This window comes from Mesorhizobium sp. 01N446 (assembly GCF_056399285.1).
The window spans coordinates 375341-395354 of sequence record NZ_JBFTRA010000006.1 but is presented as its reverse complement, the minus strand read 5'-3'; the positions used below and the strand labels follow the sequence as shown (position 1 = coordinate 395354).

Genomic DNA, 20014 nt, shown 5'->3' with positions numbered 1-20014 from the left:
GCATGGATCAGGACGATGCTTTTTTCAACGCGCCGCCAAGCGACTGGATGAACGCCCTGCTGGTCAGTGTCGCGCCCGAAATGATGTCGACGTTGGCGCTTTGCGCGCTGATCGCCTCATCGCGCAGCATCGGCAGCGCCTGCCTGTTGATGTTGATCGAGGTCCGGCGGTCATTCGGGTATTTCAGGACTTTGAGGGATGTGAGACGGCCGCCCTGGATGGACGCCTGGATCTGGAGGAGGCCGTAGTATGCATCGGTGACGGGGCCGGTGTAGGTCCCGTCGGCAAAGCCGTGACCAGCCGGCTTTGTGCTGGGATTCACGGAGAGCTTCATGCCGGCCTTGATGACGTGGGCGGATGCCTGCGGATAACTCGGCCTCGGCTGGGGAATGGGTATGTAGACCGCCGGGGTGATGGCGAAGGATGCTGCCTGGGGCGCGGCATCGGCGATGAATTGGGTCGGCGTCTGTTTCGGCGGTGGGGCGGGTGCCTGCGAAAGCTGAGGCTGACTGACCGCAAGCGGCTGGTTCTCAGCGGCGACCGGCTTTGCCGCTTGCTTTTCTTGGGCGATCGCGGTGGTGGTTTCGCTGCCGGCCGTGGCTGGTCGGCTTGCCGGCGGCTCGAGCCGCAGGCCTTGCTCTTCAATCGCAGAAGCTGGCAGGGCGGGTGGCGCAACGGCACCCGCCAGAGCAGGCGCCGGATCGACCGGCTGCAACACGCTGTCCCTGTCTTCCGCAGCGTTGGCGGCACCTGCTGCGTCGATCATGTCGGCGGCAGGACCCTTGCCCGCCTGATCCCAGACGTAGGCGCCTGAAGATGCGAGCACAAAGAGCGATAAGGCAATCTGTTTCATAGGTGTCCAATTCCACGTTGAGCCGAGAGTCCGGAAAGTGGTTTCGAACGCAATATCCCATAGCGAAGCTGACAACTGGCTGTCAGATCGGTTGTCCCTGGGAGGGATCTGCCAGGGCATGACGCAAGCGTAGTTGATTTGATGTCGTGAGATGCCAGCGCGGATCGATCCCGCTCCTCGTTGGCCGAGGATACACGGTGCCAGGGATCGATGATCCCACCGGAGCTATGCGGACACGGTTGCTGCATCATCTGGCGCGCGCTGTGGCCCACGATCGGGACATCAACGGCCGCGTTGGATGATCGCGCTGCCGAGTTTGTTATGACGCTTGCACTTTCGGCAAATTCCACTCCGCGTTTCGGTGGGCATAATGGACCCGCCTGTTGAGCGCGAGCGGCGTCGTCGGCAGGCACGGCCCCTCGCGGGGCCGTGCCTGCCGACAGGAAGCTGATCAGAAGAACCCGAGCTTCTTTGGGCTGTAGCTGACCAGCATGTTCTTGGTCTGCTGATAGTGGTCGAGCATCATCTTGTGCGTCTCGCGGCCGATGCCGGATTGCTTGTAGCCGCCGAAAGCCGCATGCGCCGGATAGGCGTGGTAGCAGTTGGTCCACACGCGGCCGGCCTGGATGGCGCGGCCGAAGCGGTAGCAGCGGTTCGCGTCGCGGCTCCAGATACCGGCGCCGAGGCCATAGAGCGTATCGTTGGCGATGCTGAGCGCTTCGTCATCGTCCTTGAAGGTCGTGACAGAAACTACCGGCCCGAAAATCTCCTCCTGGAAGATGCGCATCTTGTTGTGGCCCCTGAACACGGTCGGCTGGACGTAGTAGCCACCCGCCAGGTCGCCAGGCAGAACGTTGCGGGCGCCGCCAGTCAGCACCTCGGCGCCTTCCTGGCGGCCGATGTCGATGTAGGACAGGATCTTTTCAAGCTGCTCGGACGAAGCCTGGGCACCGATCATCGTCGTCGGGTCGAGCGGATCGCCCTGCACGATCGCCTCGACGCGCTTGAGCGCGCGTTCCATGAACCTGTCGTAGATCGATTCATGGATGAGCGCGCGGCTCGGGCAGGTGCAGACTTCGCCCTGGTTCAGCGCGAACATGACGAAGCCTTCGATCGCCTTGTCGAAGAAGTCGTCGTCCTCGGCCACAACGTCCTTGAAGAAGATGTTGGGCGACTTGCCGCCCAGTTCCAGCGTAACGGGAATGAGGTTCTGGCTGGCGTATTGCATGATCAGCCGGCCCGTTGTGGTTTCGCCGGTAAAGGCGATCTTGGCGATGCGCGGTGACGACGCGAGCGGCTTGCCGGCCTCGAGGCCGAAGCCGTTGACGATGTTGAGCACGCCTGGCGGCAGCAGATCGCCGATCAGATCGGCCCAGAGCAGGATGGCGGCCGGGGTCTGCTCGGCTGGCTTCAGCACCACGCAGTTGCCGGCCGCAAGCGCGGGAGCAAGTTTCCAGCATGCCATCAGCAGCGGGAAGTTCCACGGGATGATCTGGCCGACCACGCCGAGCGGTTCATGGAAATGATATGCGACGGTGTCGTCGTCGATCTGCGAAAGGCTGCCTTCCTGGCCGCGCACGGCACCGGCGAAATAGCGGAAATGGTCGATGGCCAGAGGCAGGTCGGCGGCGGTCGTTTCGCGGATCGGCTTGCCGTTGTCCCAGGTTTCGGCGCAGGCGAGGAGATCGAGGTTCTCTTCCATACGATCGGCGATGCGGTTGAGGATAAGCGACCGCTCTGCCACGCTTGTGCGTCCCCACGCGTCCTTGGCGGCATGGGCCGCATCCAGGGCCGCCTCGATGTCCTGGGCATCCGAGCGCGCCACCTCGCACAGCAACTGACCGTTCACCGGCGAATGGTTCTCGAAGTAGCGGCCGGAACGGGGCTCGGTCCATTTGCCGCCGATGAAATTGCCGTAACGCTTGTCGAAGGGCGCCTTCACCGGGCGTGAGAATTCAACCTTGTTCATGTGTCTTCCTCCCAAACGGACGTCGCGGGATGCGACGTTTCGGAAAGGAGATTTTGCGATTTCCGCCACCAAGTCACCGTGCCGAGGACCGTGGGCGACAAGCATGTGTCGCAGAATTGCGACACTCATGCTGGAGGTCGAAGGTCAGTGAGGCCGGTGGACATCCAGGCGGTTGAGCTTCCGGTGAAGCGTCGCGCGGCTGATGCCAAGCGCCTGGGCAGCCGCCGAGACATTGCCGCCCGCTCGCGCCAGCGCACGCTGCAGCATCCCGCGCTCTGCCTCGGCGAGGATTTCCGGGCCGGTTTCGCCCCAGCCGAGCAGATCGGTCGCGGGCATCGGCTTGTCGAGACACTGTTGCGTGATGCCAAGCGCCAGCCGGGCCGAACGTGTCGCGCCGACCACAAGGTCATCGGCGTCGACGGCGATCAGCGCGCCGGAACCTTTGTCACTCACCGGCGCCACCAGAATGCGCGCCCTCGGGAATGCCACCTTGAAGTTTTCCGCCTCGATCCGCCGCGCCGCGTCGACCACGGCAACCGAAATGAGATTGGCGAAGGCTTCGGTCAGGTCGGCTCGGCAGGAAGACACGTCAAGCGCAGCTACTAGCTCTCCCTGGTGATCGTAGATTGGAGCGGTGGTGCAACTAAGCCCCGTGTTGCGTGTATGGAAATGCTGGTCGCGGTGGATTGTCAGCGCGCGCCGTTCGACCAGGCAGGTGCCGATCCCGTTGGTGCCTTGGCTTTCTTCGTTCCAGACGGAGCCCGTCCACAAGCCCCAGGAACGAAACGTCTCGTCATCCACAGGCGCGCCGCGCCGTTCGACCGGCACGCCGTCACGATCGGCGAGCAGGACACAGCATCCGACGCCGCCTACAGCAAGATAGAGACGGTCGAGACTCGATTGGGCAACCCGGACGAGTAACTCGACGCGCTGTTGGGCCTGTCCCAGTTCGGTCTCGGTGAGGTAGCGTGGGGAACTGCAGTCGGCCGGGTTGAGCCGATGCAAATTTGAAGACCGCCGCCAAGATGCGACCAGTGCTGACTTCGCCGCTGCATCCGAAGCGATGGCGGCCTGAATGCGATCGGCATGATGACCGGATAGGTCTCCGCCCATGCTATCCTCCCAAACCGGACTCTTTCCTTTAATTCCTGCACTATCGCCGGTGTCGTGCCAGGGTCTGACTTCAATCGGTGCACTGTCAATTCGACAGAAGACTCAGAGGAGGCGGCACTGAGCTACGCATCTCGCTGAACCATAGTCGACCTCGCCGCGAACACTCCTTGCCGTAGGGCTCCCTTCAATTGGTTCAAAAGCCTAGCAGAACGAACCGGGCATTCTTTGATCGAGAGCAAGGTCTGCGCAGTCCGCGGAACGACTGCCAAACCCTTTGAATAGAGATCGAATGCCGTCTCCATTTCGCTCACGACATCGATGCCGGAGAGCACGTTCTTGACCTGGGAAAGATTGAAAACAGCAGTCATCACAGCCCCGCGGCGCAGGAAACTGAACCTGATCGAAGACTGAAAACACTCATCTCGGGAAAATCTGCCGAATGGCTCGCAGCGACGGAATCTTCCGCCCGATGCGGGGCGAGATCATTCCCGCTGCCGAAGGGGAAGGGGTGCGCATGTGCATCCACCCGGGCTCGGGAGCCGCCGCCGAGGTTTTCAAGACGGGTTGGCCGGGTCATGGCCGAGATAGTCTGTGCTAAGCAGTTCGTGCAACCTGTTGGCGGCCGCACTCAGGAATCCACCTCGACGCGTAACGATGAAAATTGGAATGGTAAGCGTCAAATCCCTGACGTCGATCGTGGTGAGCGTTCCGGCGGCGCGTTCCTCGGCGACACCGCTTTCGGCCATCAAGGCGAGACCAAAGCCTGCTTCGACGAGACGCTTTTGCGCGGTCAGGCTGTCGACAGGCGTCCAGTCGACGTCGCCCAGCCCAAGTGTCTGGAAAATGCTGAAGACGTGCGACGCCCAAATTTCGCGCTGCCCCGGGATCTCGGGGAAGGCGATCCACCGCTCATCGACCAATCCGGAGAGAGACGGGATCGACCCGCCAGCCAAGGCATGATCGGTTGAGCAGACGACCTGCAATCCTTCCACGCCGAGGCAATCATACTGCAGGTCAGCTGAGCGATCCCGGTCATAGCGGATGCCAATTGTGGCTTCGCCACGCCGCACCAGATCGCTGACCTCGGTGCTGCGGACTGTCTGCAGCGCCAGGTCCACGGACGGATGACCGGCTGCGAAGCGCTTCAGTATGGCGGTAAGGCGGGTGCTGGCCAGAGTGCCCACGACCGCCAGGGACACGGGACCCGCGTTCTCCGTCTTGAGTGCTCGAACGGCGGCCTCGGCATCCTGCAGGGCGGCAAGCGCGCGCTCCGCATAGGGCAGCAGGACGCGCCCCGCCTGGCTCAGCGCGATGCCATTGGACATCCGCTCGAAGAGCGGCATGCCAAGCTCCTGCTCCAACAGGCTGATACGATGCGAAATGGCTGGCTGTGTCCGGTTCAGAACGCGAGCCGCTGTCGAAAAGCCACGTTGCCGATAGACCGTCAGAAAGGTGTTCAGTGCTTCAGCGTCCATTTTCGCCTATAAATAGAATTTATGAGGTAGAGAAATATTAGAAATTGGACGAATGGGGTCAAGCCAAATAGCAATGTCCTCGTCTGCAAATTCCAGTGGAGAGACGGTCATGGCCACCCAGGTTGAGAAAGCGATAGCATTTAAGGCGCTGCACTCGACGGAACGTGGTTTCGTCATGCCCAATGCATGGGACGCGGGAAGCGCGGTCGTCCTGGCCGAAGGCGGCGTCCCGGCACTCGGCACCACCAGTGCTGGCATCGCTTTCTCGCTAGGCAAGCCCGACTTTGACATTCGAGATGCAAGCAGCGTGCTGACACGCGAAGAGATGTTCCAACGGCTTCGGCAGATCGTCGACGCCGTCGTCTTGCCGGTGAACGGCGATCTCGAGGACGGCTACGGCCGCGATGCACAATCGGTTGCCGAAACGATAAGCCTTGCCATCGCGGCGGGCCTTGCTGGCGGCAACATTGAAGACAACAACCCTCGTACCGAAGGCCTCTACGAGGAGAAGGTTGCCGTCGAGCGCATAAGGGCGGCCAGAGGTGCGATCGAGGCAAGCGGCGGCGCCTTTGTCTTGAACGCCAAGATCGATGCATTCCTTGTCGGGGTGCCTGATCCGCTGGAGACAGCGATAAGGCGGGCGAACCTGTTCCTCGAGGCGGGTGCCGACTGTGTGTATCCCTGCGGTCCCAACAATCTGGACACGATCCAAACCTTGGTCCGCGAAATCAATGGTCCGCTCAACATTGTCATCGGTTGGGGCACCGTGCCCCTGAGCGTGCCGGTGTTGCTCGACATCGGTGTGAAACGGGTCAGTCTCGGTGGCAGCATAGCACGATCCGCGCTTGGCCTTGTGCGCCGCAGTGTCCGCGAATTGTGTGACCAGGGCACCATCAATTTCGCGGCCGACCAGATCGGCCAGCAGGAACTGAACGCTCTCTTCTCAAAGATGACCGCCTCAAGGTGATCGGATCGCCGGCGCGTCGCCGTGTGCGCAGGCGCCATTTCACGCAGGCAAACCAAGACGAATGCGGAGATCGGCGGCCCCGATGCTCCGATCGAATCCATGGGTTCAAAAAAGGGGGAATGGAAGTGACCAAGTTGCTGAGATTGGTGCTCGCCGTGCCACTGCTTGTATTCGCGGCGGCGGCGGCGGCGGACACGCTTGAGAATGTCAAGGCCGCCGGCTTCGTCAAATGCGGTGTGAGTACAGGCGTTACCGGGTTTTCAACACCCGACAACAAGGGTGAGTGGTCCGGTCTCGATGTCGATCTTTGCCGCGCTGTTGCAGCTGCAATTTTCGATGATCCCAATGCGGCCAAATTTTCCCCCTTGTCGGCCAAGGAGCGGTTTACGGCCATCCAGTCGGGCGAGGTCGACATCCTTCAATACAACACCACATGGTCTCTCAACCGCGACACCGCCCTTGGCCTGAACTTCAGAGCCGTCAACTACTATGACGGCCAAGGCTTCATGATCAATTCCAAGAAGTTGCCGGCGGTAAAATCTGCCCGGCAGCTGGACGGTGCTTCGGTCTGTATTCAGACGGGCACGACCAGTGAGTTGAATGTTGCCGACTACTTCAAGGCCAACAAGATCGAGTACAATCCCGTCGTCTTTGAAAAGCTCGAGGAAATCCAGTCCGCGTACGATTCCGGACGCTGTGATGTCGTCACCATCGACCAGTCGGCGCTGTACAGCGTCCGGCTGACGCTCGCCAATCCGGCCGACCACATTGTCCTTCCCGAGGTTATTTCAAAGGAGCCGCTTGGATCGGCGGTCCGCCAAGGCGACGACAGGTGGTTCGATATCGTCAACTGGACCCACTACGCGATGGTGACTGCGGAGGAACTGGGCATAACCCAGGCCAACGTCGAGGACATGAAAGTTAATGGCAATCCTGAAGTGAAACGCGTTCTCGGCCAGGAAGCGGACAGCAAGTTGGGCGCGGATCTTGGTCTCGATAGCGACTGGGTTGCTCGCATCGTCAAGCACGTCGGCAACTACGGCGAGGTTTTCGAACGCAATGTCGGCGCCGGGAGCCCGTTGAAGATCGCCCGCGGCATCAACGCTTTGTGGACCAATGGCGGTCTGCAATATGCGCCGCCCCTGCGCTGATGCCGTACACCCAATTCAAACTGCGCCGCTGTCGAGAGACCACATGATGCCCGACGGAAAGAGTCCGACACAGACGGGCATGAACACGCGGCTGGCGCGTATCGGTTACGAGCCAAGTGACTATTTCGGGTTCGTCAATCCGCCCGTGGTGCATGCATCGACCGTGCTTTTCCCCAATGCTCGAACGATGGCGGAGCGGGGCCAGAAGTACATCTATGCAACACACGGAACCCCAACCACCGAGGCACTTTGCCATGCCATCGATGCGTTGGAAGGTTCGGCCGGCACGGTCCTGGTCCCGTCGGGTCAGGCGGCCGTCGCCCTATCGCTGCTGGCTTTTCTTTCGGCCGGTGATCACGTGCTGATCACCGATTCCGTCTATGCACCGACCCGCCAACTCGCGGATACCGTGTTGAGCCGCATGGGGATAGAGGTCGAGTATTATGAGCCGCGCATTGGTGCCGGCATCAAACGGCTTTTGAAATCAAACAGCAAAGTCGTCTTCACCGAGTCTCCGGCCTCCAACACGTTTGAAGTGCAGGACATTCCCGCGATCGCCAGAGGCGCTCACACGGGCAACGCTGTCGTGATGATGGACAACACCTGGGCGACACCGCTGTTCTTCCGGCCGCTCGACCATGGCGTCGATATCTCGATCCATGCGGCGACGAAATATCCCGCTGGCCATTCCGACCTGTTGCTTGGCACGGCCTCAGCGAATGCCGCAACCTGGCCAAGGCTCTGGGCGATGTTCCTGGCGCTCGGAATTCCCGCCGCGCCCAATGACACATATCAAGTTCTGCGTGGTCTGCGCACGATGGGGGTGCGGCTCGCCCACCACCAGAAGAGCGCGATCGAAATCGCGTCGTGGCTCGAGCATCAGCCCGGCATTGCGGGTGTGCGCCATCCCGCCCTTCCGAGCCATCCCGACCATGCCATCTGGAAGCGCGATTTCTCCGGTGCGAGCGGGGTCTTCTCGATTGTTCTCGAAGGCGATCCGCAGGCGCACGCATTTCTCGATGCGCTGACGATATTCGGCCTAGGCTTTTCCTGGGGTGGCTATGGCAGCCTCGCCATGCAGGTCGATCTCGCGGATCGGACCGTCGCTGCCGGCGCTTTAAAGGGGGCGCTGATCCGTTTGCAAATAGGCCTCGAGGACATCGAGGACCTCAAGCAGGATTTGGTGCGTGGATTGAGAGCGGCAACACGCGCAGGCCAACCCGGCATTGATCAATCGGTTTTTGTGAAGGAGATCTGACTTGGCGAATCCGCAGGACGATGCTGATACATCCAAGGCGCCCAGCGCTGCAGGTCTGGGCGAGTTCATGCCGAGCGGCGCCGATGAACCGCTTCACGTGCGGGCGGCGCCGGCACACGCCAACCCCTATCCCTTCTATTCTCGTCTGCTTTCTGGCGCGCCGATTTATCGAGAGGGGCCGGGCGAGCCTTGGGTCGTCGTCAGCGCGGCAGCGGTGAACGCCGTGCTGACCAGCCCRCTTTGTCTGACGAGGCCGGCGGTCAACCGGGTGCCCGAGCCGCTCATCGGTACGCCTGTCGCCGAGATTTTCAGCCGCCTCGTGCGGATGAATGATGGAGAAATTCATTGTCCGTTGAAAAGCACGGTGACGGCTACATTCGAAGGCTTGAGCGAACGGCGTATCGCAGATCTCACGGCTGATCTGGCGAAGGACCTGGCGGCAACCATCGTGCCGGAGAGCGGCGGCGAGCGGCTGAACCAGTTTGTTTCTGCCTTGCCGGCACAGGTCATCATGAGTCTGCTAGGAATTCCGGCCGACAGCTTTTCGGACGCCTCACGCTGGATGGGCGACTACGGCGCGGCGGCAACGGCAGCGGTTACGGGTGTTCCGACGCTCACCGCTGCCATTTTACAAGCCGGCGCTGACAGTTCGGCCAAGCTGCTCGATCTGTTTCGCAGCATGGTGGAAGCCCTGCGCGTTGATGATTGCTCGCTGTTTGCCATGCGCCAAGCGGCCTGTTCAAACCGGCTGGATGCGGATTTGGTGATCGCCAACGGCATAGGGCTGATGGCGCAAGGCTTTGCCGGAACCTCCGCCCTGATCGGCTCGACCCTTATCGCGTTGGCACGCCATCCCGATGTATTGGCGGCTGCCCGCCGCGATCGCGCCGTGCTTGGGCTGGCCATTCAGGAGGTGCTACGGTTCGATCCGATAACACACAGTACCCTTCGCTTCGTGGCCCGCGATGGCTTCGTCGCTGGGCAAGAGATGCAGGCCAATGACATGATCATCGTAACCCTGGCGGCGGCCAGCCGCGATCCGGCAATCAACCCTGATCCGGATAGCTTTGATATATTTCGCGACCACAGACGATACCTGGAGTTCGGCGCCGGCGTGCATGCCTGCCCTAGCGCCGTACTCGCGACGACGATCACCGAGATCGCCCTGTGCCATCTGCTTGATCGAGGCATCGTTTGCGAAGGCCTTGAGGAAAGGGTTTCCTACCGACCCTCAGCGCATGTCCGGATGCCTGTTTTCGGTGTTTAGGTCTCCGCTCAGTCAGGAGAGGAGCCGGCGACCGTTCGAGCGGTTTTGACGGCCCAACCTCAGGGCGAGGGGTTGTTGCTGTGGCTGATGAATTGCGGATCGCTGCTCGTGCAGCAGCCTGCCGCGCACAACGCCTCGCGCAGTCCCCTGCATCTCCAACTCCCTTGCATCTCCGACACTGAATGGCCCAGGTCGAACTATGCTTCGGGCCAACACTATGTGCCTGCTCCGGCAGCAACTCGGGCACGCCGGACATAGCATTTGACTTGAAACCGCAGTGCCTGTAGCTTTTGTTTTGCCTGTTGAGCAGGCAGGTGGCAACGAGGCCACCGTTTCAGATCAAGGCAAAAGGGCCTCCCTTTGACTCCGCTTCAGGAGCCATCGGGAGGCCTTTGTCGTTTGTGCGATACCGACCGAGAAGCCGAGGGGAACAGGCGCCGGTTGGCCAGAACAATGGGGAGAGGCGCGGAAGGCATATAAGCCTGCTGCGATCCGTTTCCGAATTCATGGCCAAAGGCACTTAACCGAGGAAGCGCGGGCACGGACAAGGGCGTCTCATCGCGACGACGGGCCTCCACGCAACGCGATTGACCCAGGAGGGTGCAATGACGAAAACCTCGGACATCGACAAGCTCGATGAAGTCGACCACGTCCTCGGCGACGAATACGAGCACGAACCCGTTCCCGCTTCGGCCAGGCGAAGCACTTTTTCTGTGACGACCGTTTGGATCGGCTTCCCGATGATCATCACCGGCGCCATGACCGGATCCATCCTCGTGCTCGGCATGGGGTTCCGAAATGCGCTTTGGTCCATGATCATCGGCAACCTCATCATGTTTGCCTATGTCGGCGCGCTCGGCGTTCTGGGCACACGGCGCGGCATGAACTTTGCGCTTCTTGCCTCCATTGTCTTCGGCAAGAAGGGCTATGTCTTCGCCTCCGGCCTGCTGTCGACGTTGCTGCTCGGCTGGTATGCCGTTCAAACCGGCATCACCGGCGCCCTCATCAGTTCGACCTATGGGCTGAACTACGTCGCCATGACCACCGTCGCAGGACTGCTCTATATCGGCATCACCTTCATCGGCGTGCGCGGCCTGCATCTCATCGGCCTGGTGTCGGTTCCGTTGTTCGTGATCCTCGGCGGTTGGGTTGCGCTGGATGCCGCGGCAACGTCAGGATGGACTGCCATCCTGAACTATCCGGGCAACAACGGTGCCGCGAGCATGACGATGGGCATCGGCCTCACCGTCGTCATCGCGCTTTTCATCGATGCCGGCACCGTCACTGCCGACTTCAACCGTTGGGCGAAGGACTCCCGCAGTTCCATCATCGCGACCTTTTCAGCCTTTCCGTTCGCCAACGTCTTGGCGATGCTGGTCGGTGGCGTGATGACCGCAGCCCTCGCCGTGCCCAACGCCAATCCGTTCGGCGCCGACAACATCTTCGGCTACATGAACGGGCGGCAGATCGGTTGGCTTAGCGCGCTGGCTTTCCTGTTCCTCTACTGCAATCTCGGCTCGGTCTGCGCGCATTGCCTCTACAATTCGGCAACGGGTTGGTCGCGCATTCTGCATACACGCATGCGCGTCATGGCCGTGGTGCTGGGCGTCATCGGCATCATCGTTGCCGCCGGCAATGTCTGGGCTTTCTTCATCCAGTGGCTGTCGCTGCTCGGCGTCGTGGTGCCACCGATCGGCGCCATCGTCTTGGTCGACCAGTACCTTTACCGCAAGAACGCCGAGATCAGCGAAGACTGGCGGCCAAACGCCTTCATCGCCTGGGCAATTGGATCGGCGGTCGCACTGATTGTCGAGTTCTATGCGCCGCATTTCTCGACTGCCATCAGCGCCATGCTGGCCGGCGGCATCGCCTATGCAGTCATCGGTCGGCAGCCGCAGACCGTGCGCGCCGCAGCTTGAATTGAACCCGGGCGGGAGCGTTCCGGCGGTCCCGCCCCATACGCAAAGAGAGTGAAACCAAAATGGCAGACCACGAGATCTTCGACCTTGGCGATTTCAAATTCCAGCGTGGAGCCACCTTGCGCGGCGCCAAGCTCGCCTACAAAACCTTCGGGAAGCTCAATGCCAAGAAGGACAATGTCATTGTTTATCCGACCTGGTATTCAGGTCAGCAACAGGACAATGAATGGCTGATAGGCAAGGGCATGGCCCTCGATCCGGCCAAATACTTCATCATCATCCCGAACATGTTCGGCAACGGCCTGTCATCCTCGCCGAGCAATACGCCCGAACCTTACAACGGACCGCGCTTTCCCAAGATCACTATCTACGACAACGTGCGCGCACAGCACCGGCTCATCACCGAGAAGTTCGGCATCAAGAAGATCAGGATGGTGGTCGGCTGGTCCATGGGCGGCTTGCAGTCCTTCCAGTGGGGCGCACTCTATCCCGATATGATCGACCTCATCGCGCCGTTCTGCGGCTCGGCCAAATGCTCGCGTCACAACTTCGTCTTTCTGGAGGGCGTCAAGGCAGCGCTCACCGCCGACGGGACGTGGGCTGAAGGTTGGTACGACACGCGCCCGACCCGCGGTCTGCGCGCCGCCGGCCGCGTCTATGCCGGCTGGGGTTTCTCGCAAGCGTTCTATCGTCAGGAGCTCGATCTCAAGGACCTCGGCTTTTCCAGCCTGGAGGATTTCCTGGTTGCCTTCTGGGAGGGACATTTCCTGGCGCGCGATGCCAACAATCTGCTTGCCATGCTATGGACCTGGCAGAACGGCGATATCTCCGACAACGAAGTCTATCATGGCGATTTCAAGAAGGCGCTCGGCGCCATCAAGCCGAAAGCCTATGTCATGCCCTGTCGTACCGATCTTTATTTCCCACCGGAAGACAGCGAGATGGAGGTCGCCAACATGCCCAATGCGAAATTCATTCCGATCGAATCCGTCTGGGGTCATTTCGCCGGCGGCCCAGGCACCAGCCCCAAGGATGTCAAGTTCCTCGACGGGAAACTGAAGGAATTGCTGGCCGGTTGACCGCGATCGCGGCCGCCCGCAGGATATGGGCGGCCGCGTCCGCACAATCAGAAAAACGACGTTGGGGACACGGGATGATGTTGGGGAACCATGGGAGCGTAGATTGACCAGATCGAGCAATACCTCCGAACCTTGGCGCGTCGGGGTCCTCTTTTCCCGCTCGGGCTTCATGGCCCTCATCGAGGAAACGCAGTTGCGGGGCACGCTGACGGCGATCGAGGAAATAAACGACGCAGGTGGCGTGAACGGCAGACCGATCGAGCCGATCTGCTACGATCCGGGTTCGCAGGCCAGCGCCTTCGGCCGCTACGCCAAGCGACTGATGGTGGAGGACGGCGTCAGCACGATATTCGGCTGCTACACGTCGAGCAGCCGTAAGGCCGTGCTGCCTGTTGTCGAACGGCTCAATGGTCTGCTTTGGTACCCAACCCTTTATGAGGGTTTCGAGTTTTCTCCCAATGTCATCTACACCGGCGCCACGCCCAACCAGAACAGCGTGGAGCTCTGTCGCGTGCTCATGCAGACCTATGGCACGCGCTTCTACTTCATCGGCTCGGACTACATCTATCCGCGCGAATCCAATCGCATCATGCGTGAGTTGATCCGCAACAGCGGCGGCAGCGTCATCGGCGAATCCTATATAGGCATGGGCGCCAAGCGCGCCGATTTCCTGCCGGTCATGCGCGACGTCAAACGCGCTCAGCCTGACGTCATTTTTTCGACCGTGGTCGGGGACGGCACTGTCTATCTCTACCAGGCCTATGCCGATCTCGGACTCAATCCGAAGGTGATGCCGATCGCCAGCCTGACCACGACAGAGGCCGAGATCCGCGCCATGGGCCATGATGTCGGCGAAGGCCACATCACCGCCGCTCCCTACTTCCAGGGCGTTGGCAGCGAGCGCAACTCGACCTTCGTGCGCCATTATCAGAAGCGCTATGGCGATGATGAGCCAACCAACATGTGCCTGGAGGCCTCGTACTTCCAGGTCAATGTTTTCGCCAAGACCCTCGAACAGACGGACTCTATGGATACCGAGATTCTGCGGGCGTCGGTGATGGGCTCCGAGTTCGAGGCGCCGCAAGGCGATGTCGTCATCAACCCGCTCTGGGGCCACGCGGATCTGTGGACGCGCATCGGTCGTGCCAACAGAAAGGGCCAGTTCGACCTCGTCTATGAATCGCAGAGCTGTGTTCTGTCCGACCCTTATTTGCTGGGGTACGGCCGAAGCCTTCGCCAGCGAACGCTTGAACTGACCTGACCGACGGCAGCAAGGGAGGACCATCATGCAAGAAACCGTCGACATGAGGAACATTAGTCGCGACAAGTCGGGGCAGGGCGGGCCGCAGCGAAAAGAAGGCGGCGTCTACGCCCAGACAGTCGCATCCCCCGCGGCCAAGTCGCTTTGGGATCTCAAGGTCGCCGTCGTCGTCGAGCGCGACGATGATGGCGAGCGCCTGATACGCGAGCTGCAAAGGCTGCGCTGCCAGATTCACCACGAATGGCCAATGCCGCCGCAGATACCGGCGCACTGCGATGTTGTCTTCTGCGCTCTGTCGGCGGACCTGCCGCAGAGGCTGCCCTGGATACCGGGTGAGCCGGGGGCCGCGCTTGTCGTTGTGGACCGCGGCGACGGTCCGCTCGATCTGCAGCTTCTGCACAATTGCGCAGCGCATGGCGTGTTGCACTATCCCACCACGGCGCGGTCGGTCCAGGCCGTGCTATCACTCGCGCGAAGCCATTTCCTCTACGAGCGCCGCCTGCGCGGCCGTATCGACAAGCTCGACGAGAGCCTGCGTACGATGCGTAGCGTGGAGCGGGCAAAGTCGGTGTTGATGCGCGTGAAGAACATCACCGAGGAAGAGGCCTATAACTATCTTCGCCGGCAAGCGATGGAGCGACGGGTCACGATCGGCGCCGTTGCCAATGCCATTGTTGACTCGCACGATCTTCTCAGCTAGCGTTTTTGAATTGGCGGCAACGATGCCGCTGGCGAAATACAGGTAACGGAACCTCACGGCATTCGCGGAAGCGGAACGTGGGGTTTTTTGTTGCGAACGACAGGGTTCGCGAGCGGCGTCCAGCCGCGCACATCAAAGGCAATGAGGCCTCGAAACGATCTGCTTCCGGCGGATCGCTTCGAGGCCTTTTTTCATTTTCAGGGGAGAAAAAATGAACAAGGACCGTCGCAGTTTTCTGAAGGCCACCGCCGCGCTCGGCACAGTGTCTCTCGTTGGATTCCCGCATATCTGGAACAAGAATGCTTCACTGGCACGCGCGGCCGACGGCCAGATCAAGGTCGGCGTGCTTTTCTCGCTGACCGGCACCACCGCCATCATCGAGGAATCGCTGAACAAGGCGACGATCATGGCCATCGAGGAGATCAATGCCGCCGGCGGCATCAACGGCATGCAGATCGTACCCGTGGTCGAGGACCCAGCGTCCGACCCGGCCACCTTCGCCGAGAAGGCGCGCAAGCTGGTGCTGTCCGACAAATGCGTTTCGGTGTTCGGCTCCTATACGTCGGCCAGCCGCAAGGCCGTACTGCCGGTGTTCGAGAAGCAGAACAACCTCTATTGGTACCCGACGCTTTATGAGGGCCGCGAGTGCTCGAAGAACGTCATCTATACCGGTGCGGTGCCCAATCAGCAGCAGGATGATTTCGTTCCCTGGCTGGTCAAGACGTTCGGCAAGCGCTGGTACCTGATCGGGTCGAATTACATCTATCCGAAGGAAGAGAACAATTACTGCAAGAAGCTGCTGGCCGAGCTTGGCGCCGAGGTCGTGGCGGAGGAATATGTTCCGCTTGGCCATTCGGAATTCTCTTCCGTCATCAACAAGCTGAAGGCCGAAAAGCCTAACGTCATCTTCTCGACAGTCGTCGGCGATTCCGTCGTTGCCCTGCACCGCCAGTACCATGCCGCAGGCCTCGATCCCGCAACCATGCCGATGGCCAGCCTCACCACCTCCGAAAACGAAGTGGCGGCGATGGGCGGCGAGGCGGCGGCGGGCCACTTCACCTCCGCGCCGTATTTCATGGTGTGGGACTCGCCCGAGAACCACAAATTCGTCGACGCCTACAAGAAGCGCTGGGGCGCCGACAAGGTCACGCACTTCGTCTCCGAACCGTCCTACTTCCAGGTTCACCTGTTCAAGCAAGCGGTGGAGAAGCTGGCAGGCAGCGATATCACGCCCAACACCATCCGCGAGGCTGTGAAGGGCCAGGAAATGGTGGCGCCGCAAGGCAAGGTCCGCATCGAGCCGGAGAACCTTCACACCTGGCTGTGGCCGAAGATCGGCCAATGCCAGGCCGACGGCCAGTTCAAGATCCTGAAGCAGTCCGCCGACTGGCTGGAGCCGGTGCCTTACAAGGCCTACCCGAACCAGAAGTGCACGGCCGAAGGCCTCAAGCAGATCTGAGACCGCAACTCGCATTGGCGGCGCCACCCGCGGCGCCGCCCTTTCCAACGGTGTGGCCAAAGGCGTGAAATGGACATCCTCGTATCGCAGCTCATGACCGGCCTCAGCATCGCATCGATCCTGATGCTGGTGGCGCTCGGCCTCGCCATCATCTACGGCGTCACGGGCGTCATCAATCTCGCGCATGGCGAGTTCGTGATGCTCGGCGCCTATGCCGCCTGGGCCCTGCAGACCCAGTTCGGCATGGGGTTGATCGCCAGCCTGCTGCCGATCTTCATCATCATGGCTGCCGTCGGCTGGTTGGTGGAAGTGCTGGTCATCAGCCGGCTCTACGACCGGCTGCTCGATACCATCCTGGCGACATGGGGCATTGGCGTGATCGCGCAGCAAGCGGTGCGCCTGGCCGTGGGCGGCGAGCTCCGCTACGTGCAGATGCCGGAGTCTCTTTCGAAAAGTGTCACCATCCTCGGCGCGACGGACTCGGCCTATCGCCTTTTCATCCTGTTTGTGTCGCTTGCGCTGTTCGGCTTGACCTGGGGGATCTACCGCTACACCAATTTCGGTCTGAAGCTCAGGGCCATTACCCAGAACCGCTCCGTCGCCTCGAGCTGCGGCATCAACGCCGGCCGTATCTATCGGCTGACCTTCGCTTACGGGGCGGGTATTGCCGGTCTGGCCGGCGCGCTGGTCTCGCCGCTGAAGAGCGTCTCACCCGAGATGGGCACCGGCTATGTCGTCGATGCCTTCATGGTCGTCGTTCTCGGCGGCACGCAAAGCCTGATGGGAACGCTGGCAAGCTCCGGCATTCTTGGCGAGCTCTCCGGCTACCTCGCCTTCTACTCCAACGACACGATCGCCAAGGCGCTCGTCCTGCTCGCCATCGTCGTCCTCATCCGCTTCCGGCCGCAAGGTCTCTTCACCGCGCGCGTGCGGACCTGAACCGTTACCGATCAGAACCAGGGAAACAGCATAGTGTCCGGCAAGACAAAAACAGAAATCGCGATCTGCGCGCTGGTATGCTTGGCGATCCTGATCGTGCCCGTCTTCCTCGACGACGCGTTCCTGCTCAACAAATACGCGCGCTATCTCGTGCTCGGCATGCTAGCCATCGCGCTGAGCCTTTCCTGGGGCTACGCCGGTATCCTTAACCTCGGCCAGGCCACCACCTTCGGCCTCGGTTCCTATTGCATGGCAATGGCGCTGAAACTGAAGACCATCCCCGTCCATACCGGTCCGGACGGGCTGCCTGATTTCATGGTCTGGAATAATGTTCCGGAACTGCCGTGGTTCTGGAAGCCCTTCTATTCGATGAGCTTTGGCGTGGCGGCCGGCATTGTCGTGCCGGTGCTGTTCGCGGCACTTCTCGGCTGGTTCATGTTCCGTGGCCGCGTCACCGGGGTCTATGCCGCCATCATCACGCTGGCCGCCATGGTCGTGGTGCAACTCGTCATCATTGATCAGCAGGCCTACACAGGCGGCTTCAACGGCATCACCGATCTGGCCCAGTTCGATGTCGCCGGTTTTGCCTTCGATGCCTATGGCTCGGCGAGCTATTACCTCGTTGCGATCTGCCTGACAGCCTCGCTGTTCATCGCCCTGGCGGTGACCAAGAGCAAAGCCGGCCTCATCGTGCAAGCAATTCGCGATCAGGAAGATCGCGTCCGCTTCTTCGGCTATGACGTCGCGTTCTACAAGATGTTCATTTTCGCCGTCTCAGGCGCCATCGCCGGCCTCGCCGGCATGCTCTACACGATCGTTATGGAGTTCGCCTCGCCGACCTTCATGGGTGTGCCGCTTTCCCTCTCCGTCGTCATCTGGGTTGCCGTTGGCGGCCGCCAGAGCCTGGTCGGTGCCATGGTCGGCGCGCTCGTCGTGGCCGGTATGCAAGGCGCGCTGTCCGAATCGGAGACTTTCCTCGACAGCTGGACGCTCGTCATGGGCCTGCTCTTTGTCCTTGTCGTGCTGTTCCTGCCGAAAGGCATCGCCGGCGCTCTGAAGGCAATCGGAGGCCGCTTCGAGCGCAAGCGCTTGGCAACCACCGAACAGCCGGAGCGCAAGGACGTGGAAAGCAATCCCCGCCATCTGGAGAGCCTGTCATGACCGAGGCCCAGCTTCTGATCGACCAGGCGCGTGTCACCTTCAGCGGCTTCGTCGCCGTGTCGGACTTGACGCTGCGCGTGGCGAAGGGCGAGCTGCGCTGCCTCATAGGGCCGAACGGTGCTGGCAAGACGACGGCGCTGGATCTGATCTGCGGCAAGACCCGGCTGGCGGCGGGTGCGGTGTACTTCCGCGACAAGCCCATCCATCGCCTCAGCGAGCACGCCATCGCCCGCACCGGCATCGGTCGCAAGTTCCAGGTGCCGAGCGTATTTCGCGATCTCAGCGTGCGCGACAATTTGCATATCGGTCGCTCGAGCAGGCCGGGCGTTCTGGCGAATCTGTTCAGTTTCGGCCAGGGCGGTGACAAGGCCGAAATCGAACGGCTGGCCGAGCTTGTCGGCCTCGAGGAGGAACTGGCGACGCCGGCCGCGCATCTGTCGCACGGACAGACCCAGTGGCTCGAGATCGCACTCATCCTGGCGCAGGATCCTTTGCTCATCCTGATGGATGAGCCGACCGCCGGCATGACTCAGCAGGAGACGAAGAAGACTGCCGACCTCTTCTGCCGGCTACGCGGCAAGCACACGCTGATCGTGGTCGAGCACGACATGGGCTTCGTGCGCGACATCGCGCAGACCATCTCAGTCATGCATCAGGGCAAGCTGCTCGCCGAAGGAACGATCGCCGAGGTCGAATCCAACCAGGCCGTGCGTGACGCCTATCTCGGCTCGGGAGGAATCGGCCATGCTTGAGCTTGCCAATGTCGATGGCTTCTATGGTCGCAGCCGTGCGCTGCAGTCGGTGTCGCTGAACGTCGGCGCGGGCGATTTCTTTTCCGTGCTGGGCCGCAACGGCGTCGGCAAGACGACACTGCTGCGCACGATCCTCGGCTTGATGAGTCGCACGACCGGTTCGATCCGGCTCGACGGCGAGGAACTGGTCGACCAACCCACGCACAAGCGCGCGCTGGCCGGCGTCGGCTACGTGCCGCAAGGGCGCGGCATCCTGCCTGGCTTCACGGTGCGGGAAAACCTCATGGTGGGAACGTTCGCCGCCAAAGGCGGCGGGCGGATCGCGGAATGGGTGCTCGAGCTTTTCCCGATCCTCAAGGAATTCCTTGGGCGCCGCGGCGGCAACCTGTCCGGTGGCCAGCAGCAGCAGCTCGCCATTGCGCGCGCCCTGCTGTCAGATCCCAAGATCATGCTGCTCGACGAGCCGACGGAAGGCATCCAGCCCAACATCGTCGAGCAGATCGAGAACGTGCTGATCGACCTCAATCGTACGCGCGGGCTCACGATCGTGCTTGTCGAGCAGAACATCGCCTTTGCCCGCCGCGCGTCGCAGCGTTTCGCCATTCTCAATCGCGGCAGCGTCGCTATCAGTGGCCCGATCGGCCAGCTCAGCGACGAGATGATCCACCAGCATCTGGTTGTCTAGACGGAC

General features: G+C 61.3%; 17 protein-coding genes. 13 read left to right on the top strand and 4 right to left on the bottom strand.

What is annotated here, in order from left to right:
• Positions 1–7 precede the first annotated feature (7 nt).
• From AC1DPX_RS23480 to AC1DPX_RS23465, 4 genes are all read right to left on the bottom strand, one after another.
• Positions 8–853, bottom strand: coding sequence for an FMN-binding protein (locus AC1DPX_RS23480; RefSeq protein ID WP_477239803.1), 846 nt, complete (start codon positions 851–853; stop codon positions 8–10).
• Positions 854–1304: 451 nt separating this feature from the next.
• Positions 1305–2822, bottom strand: coding sequence for an aldehyde dehydrogenase (adh, locus tag AC1DPX_RS23475; protein ID WP_477239802.1), 1518 nt, complete (start codon positions 2820–2822; stop codon positions 1305–1307).
• A 144-nt stretch (positions 2823–2966) separates the two neighbouring features.
• Complete coding sequence (locus tag AC1DPX_RS23470; protein ID WP_477239801.1) at positions 2967–3935, bottom strand: helix-turn-helix domain-containing protein; 969 nt, start codon at positions 3933–3935, stop codon at positions 2967–2969.
• Positions 3936–4489: 554 nt separating this feature from the next.
• Positions 4490–5410, bottom strand: a complete 921-nt coding sequence (locus tag AC1DPX_RS23465; RefSeq protein WP_202355997.1) for a LysR family transcriptional regulator — start codon at positions 5408–5410, stop codon at positions 4490–4492.
• A 52-nt stretch (positions 5411–5462) separates the two neighbouring features.
• Here AC1DPX_RS23465 and AC1DPX_RS23460 point away from each other — a divergent pair, with 52 nt between their 5' ends.
• The 13 genes from AC1DPX_RS23460 (at position 5463) to urtE (ending at position 20008) form a co-directional block, all read left to right on the top strand.
• The gene (locus AC1DPX_RS23460; RefSeq protein WP_477239800.1) at positions 5463–6377 is read left to right on the top strand and encodes an isocitrate lyase/PEP mutase family protein; all 915 of its coding nucleotides are present in this window, start codon (positions 5463–5465) and stop codon (positions 6375–6377) included.
• A 119-nt stretch (positions 6378–6496) separates the two neighbouring features.
• Complete coding sequence (locus AC1DPX_RS23455) at positions 6497–7528, top strand: amino acid ABC transporter substrate-binding protein (RefSeq protein WP_477239799.1); 1032 nt, start codon at positions 6497–6499, stop codon at positions 7526–7528.
• A gap of 43 nt (positions 7529–7571) precedes the next feature.
• Entirely contained in the window at positions 7572–8786 is a 1215-nt protein-coding gene (locus AC1DPX_RS23450) for a cystathionine beta-lyase (RefSeq protein ID WP_477239798.1), read from the top strand.
• 1 nt (position 8787) lies between these two features.
• Positions 8788–10053: a cytochrome P450 gene (locus AC1DPX_RS23445; RefSeq protein ID WP_477239797.1), complete on the top strand. Its 1266-nt coding sequence runs from the start codon at positions 8788–8790 to the stop codon at positions 10051–10053.
• Positions 10054–10658: 605 nt separating this feature from the next.
• A complete protein-coding gene (locus tag AC1DPX_RS23440) occupies positions 10659–11972 on the top strand; it encodes a purine-cytosine permease family protein (protein ID WP_202355992.1) in 1314 nt (437 codons plus the stop codon).
• A gap of 62 nt (positions 11973–12034) precedes the next feature.
• Complete coding sequence (locus AC1DPX_RS23435) at positions 12035–13051, top strand: alpha/beta fold hydrolase (RefSeq protein ID WP_202355991.1); 1017 nt, start codon at positions 12035–12037, stop codon at positions 13049–13051.
• A gap of 103 nt (positions 13052–13154) precedes the next feature.
• Entirely contained in the window at positions 13155–14312 is a 1158-nt protein-coding gene (locus tag AC1DPX_RS23430; protein ID WP_477239796.1) for a transporter substrate-binding domain-containing protein, read from the top strand.
• Between the two features lie 25 nt (positions 14313–14337).
• Complete coding sequence (locus tag AC1DPX_RS23425; protein ID WP_477239795.1) at positions 14338–15012, top strand: ANTAR domain-containing response regulator; 675 nt, start codon at positions 14338–14340, stop codon at positions 15010–15012.
• 211 nt (positions 15013–15223) lie between these two features.
• Positions 15224–16471, top strand: a complete 1248-nt coding sequence (locus tag AC1DPX_RS23420; protein ID WP_202355988.1) for a transporter substrate-binding domain-containing protein — start codon at positions 15224–15226, stop codon at positions 16469–16471.
• Between the two features lie 69 nt (positions 16472–16540).
• Positions 16541–17410, top strand: a complete 870-nt coding sequence (urtB, locus tag AC1DPX_RS23415) for an urea ABC transporter permease subunit UrtB (protein WP_477239794.1) — start codon at positions 16541–16543, stop codon at positions 17408–17410.
• 33 nt (positions 17411–17443) lie between these two features.
• Positions 17444–18571 carry an urea ABC transporter permease subunit UrtC gene (gene urtC / locus AC1DPX_RS23410; RefSeq protein WP_477239793.1) on the top strand — a complete coding sequence of 376 codons (1128 nt, stop codon included), beginning with the start codon at positions 17444–17446 and terminating at the stop codon, positions 18569–18571.
• A complete protein-coding gene (gene urtD / locus AC1DPX_RS23405; protein WP_202355986.1) occupies positions 18568–19323 on the top strand; it encodes an urea ABC transporter ATP-binding protein UrtD in 756 nt (251 codons plus the stop codon). Before urtC ends, urtD begins: the two co-directional genes overlap by 4 nt.
• Positions 19316–20008, top strand: a complete 693-nt coding sequence (gene urtE, locus AC1DPX_RS23400; protein WP_477239792.1) for an urea ABC transporter ATP-binding subunit UrtE — start codon at positions 19316–19318, stop codon at positions 20006–20008. The genes urtD and urtE overlap by 8 nt, the downstream gene beginning before the upstream one ends.
• Positions 20009–20014 lie beyond the last annotated feature (6 nt).